This window comes from Sphingopyxis sp. SCN 67-31 (assembly GCF_001725095.1).
Genome location: NZ_MEFH01000173.1, coordinates 1 through 6075, shown reverse-complemented (window position 1 = coordinate 6075; position 6075 = coordinate 1). Strand labels below are relative to the sequence as shown.

Genomic DNA, 6075 nt, shown 5'->3' with positions numbered 1-6075 from the left:
AAGAATATCTTGCTCCAGCCCGCGCGCGAGTGGGAGGTGATCGACGGCGAAGCCGAAACGATCGGCGGCCTCTATCGCCGCTATATCATCCCGCTGGCGGCGATTCCCGCGGTGGCGGGGCTGATCGGCATGCTCGCCTTCGGCTTTTCGGTAATGGGCTTCACCTATCGCCCCTCGGTCGGCTCGGCCGTCGCCTCGGCCGTCGTGCAATATGCGACGACCTTGATCGGGGTCTTCATCCTCGCGCTCATCATCGACGCGCTCGCCCCCAGCTTCGGAGCGACGCAGAACCGCGTTCAGGCGTTCAAGGTCGCGGCCTATTCGGGCACCGCGAGCTGGGTCGCGGGCATCTTCGCGATCCTGCCCGCGCTTTCCTGGCTGTCGCTGCTCGGCCTCTACGGCCTCTATCTCCTTTACCTCGGACTGCCCCGCCTGATGCGCGCGCCGCAGGACAAGGCGATGACCTACACGATCCTGATCGTGGTCGCGGCGATCGTCGTCGCACTCGTTATCGGCGCGATTACCGCCCCGATCACCGCGACCTTCATGCGGGGATTCTAGGCAAGAAGGCGGACCGGCGACGGAGGGGGGCGGCGCGATCGCCGTCTCCCGCCGTCACTCCGCCAGTTGCTCGAGCGCCCATCGCGCGGCGTCGGCGACCATCGGCGATTCGTCGCTCGCCAGCGCCATCAGGCGCGGCCGCAAACCGCGATCCCCGCTGTTGCCCGCCGCGATCGCGGCGTTGCGCACCATGCGGCCCCGCCCGATCCGCTTGATCGGCGAGCCTGAAAAGATCTGCCGGAACCCCGCATCGTCGAGTGCGAGCAGATCGGCGAGCGCGGGCGCCGCCAGTTCGCCGCGCGGCAGAAACGCCCGGTGCCGCGCCGCGGTGTCGGCGAACTTGTTCCACGGGCACACGGCCAGACAATCGTCGCAGCCATAGACGCGGTTGCCGATCGCGCGCCGGAATTCGGTCGGGATCGGCCCGTCATGCTCGATCGTCAGATAGGAGATGCAGCGGCGGGCATCGACGCGATAGGGCGCCGGAAAGGCCGCGGTCGGGCAGGCCTGCTGACAGGCGGTGCAACTGCCGCACCGATCGCGCCCCGGAACCGACGGCGCCAGATCGAGCGTCGTGTAGATGGCGCCCAGAAACAGCCAGCTGCCATGTTCGCGGCTGACCATATTGCTGTGCTTGCCCTGCCAGCCGAGCCCGGCAGCGGCGGCGAGCGGCTTTTCCATCACCGGCGCGGTGTCGACAAAGACCTTCACTTCCGCCCCCGGCGCCTCGGCGACGAGCCAGCGCGCGACATGCTTCAGCGCCTTTTTGACGATGTCATGATAATCGGCCCCTTGCGCATAGACCGAGATGCGGCCGCGGTCGGGCGCCCCCGCGAGCGCCAGCGGATCGGTGCCGGGGGCGTAGCTCATGCCGAGCGCGATCACCGACCGCACCTCGGGCCACAGCCCTTGCGGCGATCCGCGCTGTTCGGCGCGGCTTTCCATCCAGATCATGTCGCCATGGCATCCGTCGGCGAGCCATTGCCTCAGCCGCGCCGCGGTTTGCGGTGCCGCGTCGGCGTGCGCGATGCCGAACGCCGCGAAGCCATGCGCGCGTGCAGTGGCCGCGAGCCGCTCTTCGATCGGGGGCAAGGCATTGGAAAGCATTGCGCCCCTATACGACAGGCGGCGGGCCGTGCCATAGAGCGATGATACAGTGATGATATGCGGGCCGATTCAGCGAGCGGGGACCAGCGTTTGACCGATTATTGCGTGGAGGCGCGCGGCCTCACCAAATATTTCGACGAATTCAAGGCGGTCGATCATGTCGACCTCGAGGTACCGGTCGGGAGCATCTATGGCGTTCTCGGTCCCAATGGCGCGGGCAAGACCACCAGCCTGCGCATGACGCTGGGCATCATCGATCCCGACGAGGGGACGAGCCGCCTGTTCGGCAGCCACAAGCCGCAATCGGTGCGCCACCGCATCGGCTATCTGCCCGAAGAACGGGGCCTCTATCCCGGTATGAAGGCGCGCGAGGCGATCGCTTTCATGGGCGCGCTGCGCGGACTCGACTGGGGCGAAGGCCGCCGCCGCGCCGCGACCTTCATGGCCGAACTCGGGCTCGAACGCGTCATCGACGAAAAGATCCGCAAGATGTCGAAGGGCATGGCCCAGATGGTTCAGCTCATCGGCTCGATCGTCCATGCTCCCGACCTGATCGTGCTCGACGAACCCTTTTCGGGACTCGACCCGGTCAATCAGGAGCGGCTTGAAACGCTCGTGCGGCGCGAACGCGATCGCGGCGCGACGATCCTTTTCTCCACCCATGTCATGGCGCATGCCGAGCGACTGTGCGACCGGCTCGCGATCATCGCGCGGTCGCAGCGCCGCTTCGAGGGCACGGTCGACGAGGCGCGCGCGCTGCTGCCGATGCAGGTGCGCTACGCGCCGCGCACCGGCGCCGACGATGGCGTGATCGCGGCGCTGCTGCCCGCCGATGCGCAGCGGCGCGGCGACGCCTGGCATTTCGCGATCGACGACGCGGGGGTCGAACCGCTGCTCGCGCGGATCACCGCCAGCGGGCACGGCGTCGCCGGCCTGTCGATCGCGCGCCCCGGCTTGCACGATGCCTTCGTCCATATCGTGCGTCAGGTCGACGCGGGCTTCGCCGCCGACGCCGCCGAAGAAGCCGCTGCGGAGGCAAGCGCATGACCCCCTTTCTGAAAAATATGGCGGTCGTCGCGCGCCGCGACTTTCTCGCGATCGTGGCGACGCCGACCTTTCTCCTCTTCCTGCTCGCACCGCTGTTCATGCTCGGCATGAGCCTGGTCGGCGGCCTCGGCGCATCGCAGCTCGCCGACAGCGCGCGCGGCGCAGGGCGCATCGTCGTCGTCGCCGACGCGGGCGATGTCGCGGCGCTGCGCAGCGCCGACACGCGCTTGCGCGACGCGCTGGGCGGCCGCGGTCCCGCAACGCTCGACGTGCGGATCGCCTCGCCGAAGGGCGACGATCCGCTGGTCATCGCGCAGGAAAAGGGCGCCGACACCTATGCGGTGATGGTCGGCCCGCTCGCCGCGCCGCGCATCGTCGAACGCGAGGAGGGCAGCCGCTCGGGTCGCTATCTCGCGCTGCTCGCGGAAGAGGTGTTGCGCGACCGCGCTGCCGGCGCGGTGCCGCCGGTCGCTGCGCATTTCGAATCTATCCGCAGCGGCGGGACGAGCATCGCGGTGCAGCAGTCGATGGGTTTCGGCGCGGTCTTTGCGATCTTCCTGATGACGCTGCTGCTCGCGGGGCAGACTGTCAGCTCGCTGGCAGAGGAAAAGGGCAACAAGGTCATCGAAATCCTCGCCGCTGCGGTACCGCTCGAAAGCGTCTTTCTCGGCAAGCTGCTCGGCATGCTCGGCGTCGCGGTGCTGTTTATCGCCTTCTGGCTCGCGATGGCGGCAGGCGGCGGACTGATCGCGGCAACCCAGATCGACCCGGCCACGCTCTCGGCGGCAGGCGCGGGAAAGCCGGTCGCGGCGATGCTCGCGGTGCCCGCTACCGGCTGGGGCTTTTTCGTCGGCATCTGCTTCGTCTATTTCATCATGGCCTTCCTCCTCCTCGGCGCGGTGTTCCTCGGTGTCGGCGCGCAGGCGGGAACGGTGCGCGAAATCCAGATGCTCAGCCTGCCGATCACCATCTTTCAGGTCGGGATGTTCAGCCTCTCTTCGGCCGCCGCGAGCGCACCGGGCAGCCCGCTCGCGCGCTTCGCCGAAATCTTTCCCTTTTCATCGCCCTTCGCGATGGCGGCGCGTGCCGCGACCGACGATGCGAAGGCGGTGCATCTGCTTGCGCTTGGCTGGCAGTTGCTGTGGGTCGCGCTCGTCATCTTCCTGTCGGTCCGGATGTTCCGCGCCGGGGTGCTGAGCGGCAAGGCCGGCTGGAAATTCTGGAAACGGCGGCAGCGCGCCTGATGTCCGGCGACCGCTGCCATTTCTAGGGTGATCGCCCCAAAGGCTCATTGACAAAACTGTAAATAGTGGCATTCTGCAACCCAATCGGCCGCGCCCGACGGCCTTGAGAGGAGCTGCCCCTAATGGCCACCCAGATTCGCGTCGAACCCGAAACCGTCAATCCGCTCGACGTCAGCCGCGCCGACATGTGGCGCGAGGATCGCTGGCAGCAGCCGATGGCGCAGTTGCGCGCCGAATCGCCGATCTATTACTGCGACGATTCGAAATTCGGTCCCTATTGGTCGGTAACGACCTACAAGCCGATCCAGCATATCGAGGCGCTGCCCAAGATCTTCTCCTCCTCGTGGGAATATGGCGGCATCACCGTCGCGGGCGACGGTATCGAACATCTGCAGGAGGGCGAAATCCCGATGCCGATGTTCATCGCGATGGACCCGCCGCAGCACACCGCGCAGCGCCGCACCGTCGCCCCGGCCTTCGGCCCCTCCGAAATCGAACGGATGCGCGCCGACACGCTGCGCCGGACGAGCGAAGTGCTCGATTCGCTGCCCATCGGCGAAACGTTCGACTGGGTCGAAAAATTGTCGATCGAACTGACGACGCAGATGCTCGCCATCCTGTTCGACTTTCCCTTTGAAGAACGCCACAAACTGACCGCCTGGTCCGACGCGCTCGGCGACATCGAAAGTTTCAATACCCTCGAAGAACGCCAGGCTCGCCTCGCGATCGCGTTCGAAATGGGCGCCGCGTTCAAGGAATTGTGGGACCGCAAGGCGCAGAATCCCGGCACGCACGACCTGATTTCGATCATGCTCCAGTCGGATGCGATGAGCCACATGAGCCATGAGGAATTCATGGGCAACCTCATCCTGCTGATCGTCGGCGGCAATGACACGACGCGCAACTCGATGTCGGCCTACGCCTATGGCCTCCATCTTTTCCCCGAGGAGCGCGCGAAGCTGGAGGCGAATCACGATCCCGAACTCGCGGTCAACGCGATGCACGAGATCATCCGCTGGCAGACCCCGCTGGCGCACATGCGCCGTACCGCCACCGAAGACACCGAATTGTTCGGGCACCAGATCAAGAAGCGCGACAAGATCGCGCTGTGGTATGCGTCAGCGAACCGCGACGAGAGCATCTTCCCCGACGGCGACCGGATCATCGTCGATCGCGAAAATGCGCGGCGTCACCTCGCCTTCGGTTACGGCATCCACCGCTGCGTCGGCGCACGCGTCGCCGAGCTTCAGCTTACCGCGCTGATCTCCGAAATGCAGCGGCGGCGGCTGCGCGTGAATGTGGTCGGCGAACCCGACCGGGTGAACGCCTGCTTCGTCCACGGCTATCGCCACCTGCCCGTGGTGCTCGAGAAATATTGACGCGGCACTGAAACCGGGAGCAGACCGGCATCGTATCTAGAAGGCAGAGGAGCCTGCCATGATCGAACGTCGTTATCTGCTTTCGGGCCTCGCCTTGGGCGGCGCGATGATCGCCGCGCCGATGCTGTTCGCCAAGCCCGGCAAGCGCCCGCTGGCGCAGCCGGGTTGGCGCCTGTCCGATGCCGAGTGGAAAAAGCGCCTCACCGCGACGCAATATGCGGTGCTGCGGGAGGCCGCGACCGAGCGCCCCTACACCAGCCTGCTCAACAAGGAGCATCGCGCCGGCACCTTTGCCTGCGCGGGCTGCGCGCTGCCGCTGTATTCGAGCAAGACCAAATATGACAGCGGCACCGGCTGGCCGAGCTTCTGGGCGCCGCTGCCCGGCGCGATCGCGACGTCGGTCGATCATGAACTCGGCTATCCGCGGACCGAGGTGCATTGCCGGCGCTGCGGCGGCCACCTGGGCCATGTCTTCGACGATGGGCCAAAGCCGACGGGCAAGCGCTATTGCATGAACGGCGCCGCGCTCCGCTTCGTCCCCGCCTGACCCCGCGCCGATTGAAGCACCTTCCAAACGAAAAGGCCCGGCGGATCGCTCCGCCGGGCCTTTGCCGTTCCGATGCGCCGCCGCTTAGTCTCGGCTGCCCATCAGGTTGAGCAGGAAGGTGAACATGTTCACGAAGTCGAGGTAGAGCGTCAGCGCGCCCATCACCACCGACTTGCCGACGAAGTCGGTG

The 6075-nt window shown here is 66.5% G+C and carries 7 protein-coding genes; 5 read left to right on the top strand and 2 right to left on the bottom strand.

Annotation, left to right across the window (positions count from 1 at the left end; genetic code table 11):
* A partial coding sequence (locus ABS88_RS22960) for a Yip1 family protein (RefSeq protein WP_286750694.1) occupies nt 1-561 on the top strand: 561 nt, incomplete at its 5' end.
* A gap of 54 nt (nt 562-615) precedes the next feature.
* On the opposite strand, the gene queG is transcribed toward ABS88_RS22960, so the two are convergent.
* A complete protein-coding gene (gene queG, locus ABS88_RS22955; protein WP_286750693.1) occupies nt 616-1668 on the bottom strand; it encodes a tRNA epoxyqueuosine(34) reductase QueG in 1053 nt (350 codons plus the stop codon).
* A 57-nt stretch (nt 1669-1725) separates the two neighbouring features.
* On the opposite strand from queG, the gene ABS88_RS22950 reads away from it, so the two are divergent.
* The 4 genes from ABS88_RS22950 to msrB all read left to right on the top strand — a co-directional run bounded on the left by ABS88_RS22950 (nt 1726) and on the right by msrB (nt 5885).
* Nucleotides 1726-2715 carry an ABC transporter ATP-binding protein gene (locus ABS88_RS22950; protein WP_058810805.1) on the top strand — a complete coding sequence of 330 codons (990 nt, stop codon included), beginning with the start codon at nt 1726-1728 and terminating at the stop codon, nt 2713-2715.
* Nucleotides 2712-3959, top strand: a complete 1248-nt coding sequence (locus tag ABS88_RS22945; protein WP_286750692.1) for an ABC transporter permease — start codon at nt 2712-2714, stop codon at nt 3957-3959. Before ABS88_RS22950 ends, ABS88_RS22945 begins: the two co-directional genes overlap by 4 nt.
* Before the next feature lie 122 nt (nt 3960-4081).
* The gene (locus ABS88_RS22940) at nt 4082-5338 is read left to right on the top strand and encodes a cytochrome P450 (RefSeq protein ID WP_003042048.1); all 1257 of its coding nucleotides are present in this window, start codon (nt 4082-4084) and stop codon (nt 5336-5338) included.
* 58 nt (nt 5339-5396) lie between these two features.
* Nucleotides 5397-5885 carry a peptide-methionine (R)-S-oxide reductase MsrB gene (msrB, locus tag ABS88_RS22935; protein ID WP_502686180.1) on the top strand — a complete coding sequence of 163 codons (489 nt, stop codon included), beginning with the start codon at nt 5397-5399 and terminating at the stop codon, nt 5883-5885.
* An 84-nt stretch (nt 5886-5969) separates the two neighbouring features.
* Here msrB and ABS88_RS22930 read toward each other — a convergent pair.
* On the bottom strand, nt 5970-6075 hold a 106-nt coding region (locus ABS88_RS22930), incomplete at its 5' end, for a Bax inhibitor-1 family protein (protein ID WP_502686181.1).

Excerpts from the sequence above, each read along its gene's own strand:
- queG (WP_286750693.1), bottom strand. The coding sequence starts at position 1,668 with ATGCTTTCCAATGCCTTGCCCCCGATCGAAGAGCGGCTCGCGGCCACT.
- ABS88_RS22950 (WP_058810805.1), top strand. The coding sequence starts at position 1,726 with ATGCGGGCCGATTCAGCGAGCGGGGACCAGCGTTTGACCGATTATTGC.
- ABS88_RS22945 (WP_286750692.1), top strand. The coding sequence starts at position 2,712 with ATGACCCCCTTTCTGAAAAATATGGCGGTCGTCGCGCGCCGCGACTTT.
- ABS88_RS22940 (WP_003042048.1), top strand. The coding sequence starts at position 4,082 with ATGGCCACCCAGATTCGCGTCGAACCCGAAACCGTCAATCCGCTCGAC.
- msrB (WP_502686180.1), top strand. The coding sequence starts at position 5,397 with ATGATCGAACGTCGTTATCTGCTTTCGGGCCTCGCCTTGGGCGGCGCG.